The 1583-nt window shown below is 38.6% G+C and carries 3 protein-coding genes; all 3 read right to left on the reverse strand.

Features of this window, described 5'->3' with window-relative positions; genetic code table 11:
* Positions 1–177: ATP-binding cassette domain-containing protein (locus tag A5295_RS06100; RefSeq protein ID WP_156518080.1), on the reverse strand; the 177-nt coding region annotated here is incomplete at its 3' end.
* A 108-nt stretch (positions 178–285) separates the two neighbouring features.
* Positions 286–570 carry a hypothetical protein gene (locus A5295_RS00375; protein WP_004114737.1) on the reverse strand — a complete coding sequence of 95 codons (285 nt, stop codon included), beginning with the start codon at positions 568–570 and terminating at the stop codon, positions 286–288.
* Between the two features lie 91 nt (positions 571–661).
* Positions 662–1255 (reverse strand): DUF4097 family beta strand repeat-containing protein, encoded by a 594-nt coding sequence (locus tag A5295_RS00380; protein ID WP_004114736.1) that lies wholly within the window; start codon positions 1253–1255, stop codon positions 662–664.
* Positions 1256–1583: the final 328 nt, after the last annotated feature.

Genomic DNA, 1583 nt, shown 5'->3' on the forward strand with positions numbered 1-1583 from the left:
ACCTTGATAAGTTTCTTGATTTAAAAGTAACTTAAATAGAGTTGATTTACCGATTCCATTTCTTCCTATCAATCCCGTTTTCCAGTTTGTATCAAAGGAAAACGATACATTTTTAAATATGGGTTTTACATATCCATAATATGAAAAAGTGAGGTTTTCAATTTTAATTACTGACATAAAACGCCTCCCTAAATTATCATTTACCGCCCGGGTGCAAAGTGTGTGCACCTTTTAACGTTTAGTTTTTCCTGTATTACTACGGTTATCACTGCTTTGCTTTTTCAGTTATTTCAATTCTCGATTAGGTAATTTTCCAGTTCTCAAAGCAACAGTAACAAACTCAACCTCTTGCAAGCACTTCTCGCAAAGTTCATAACCTTCATTGAAGTTCACTCTTGACCTAAATGTGCTAGCAATGAATTCGCATGGTGAGGTGATCCTTTCAACTACACCGCACCGTTCGCACTCAGCATACACATTCCCATCCTTAATCGGAATAAACATTCCATGATCTTTCTCATTTCCCATGACGCTAACATCTTCGAAATCATCAAATTTTACATAGAGCATATACGGCTTCCTCCTTTATCGGTATGTCTATATACGCTCTAATTCCAACTTATATCAAGTTTTATTGCTTCTTTTTTGATCTATATGTCTGCTACTTCGCAATAGCTTTCCCATTAAGACAGTGCACCATGTAATGCGCAAATCCATCGTTTTTACAATTTACCTTCTTCTTATCTGAAACCTCGGTGACACCATTCTCACAATCTACTTCAAGGCTTGCATCCTTGGTGATTGTTCCTTCTAAAATACTCATGCCATTTAACGTATCAAGCGTACAAACATGAGTTACTTCTACGTTTGTTGCTGAAGCCAGCCCATTATAACATTTAAGAAAGACATCATCCGCCTTCAAATTAACAACTTCTACCTTGCCATTGTTCACTTCTACATAAAGCTTACCAATCTCAATATCTGTGATGAGCACTTGATTAGAATCAGATTCAACCTCACAAACTTCCACATCATGTGGCAAACTCACAACAATTTCAGGCATACCCTGAGTAAACCACCTCAGCCAATTCGAAGCTGAAACTTTTTTAGTTTGAATAAGCCTTATAACATTTTGCGCTTCCTCAACCCTCAATATATCTTGTTCACAGTTAACAAAACTCACGCCAAAGGTATCAGCACGTTTCACCGTTAAACGAACATCTTTCGTCTCTGCGATAAACTTCTTATTATCCATTCCTTAAGCACCTCCTCGTGCACATACTAATAATCAGGTTTCATTTTACCTTTTGAGCTATATTTTCCCACTTCACAGGGTGGGTGCAAAGTGTGTGCACCTTTTAACGTTAACATCCTGTGCACTCAACCCTAGAGCGTCGACATCTTCCCTCAAACAGCCAAACTGCACTCAAAAATCACGAGAACCCAGCTTAAAGCCGCCGCACATTAAACCTTTTAACGATAGCCCTCGCTAAACCCTGCTACATAAGGGCAAAAATGCACCCACCTAATCAGCCTTTGACATCAATACGACAGTCTCCACGTGGTGAGTGTTGGGATATATA

The organism is Gardnerella sp. 26-12 (genome assembly GCF_001660745.1).
GTDB lineage: Bacteria > Actinomycetota > Actinomycetes > Actinomycetales > Bifidobacteriaceae > Bifidobacterium > Bifidobacterium swidsinskii.

What these genes read in the sequence shown, in the direction of transcription:
- A5295_RS00375 (WP_004114737.1), bottom strand. Translation starts at nt 570, where the DNA reads ATGCTCTATGTAAAATTTGATGATTTCGAAGATGTTAGCGTCATGGGA.
- A5295_RS00380 (WP_004114736.1), bottom strand. Translation starts at nt 1,255, where the DNA reads ATGGATAATAAGAAGTTTATCGCAGAGACGAAAGATGTTCGTTTAACG.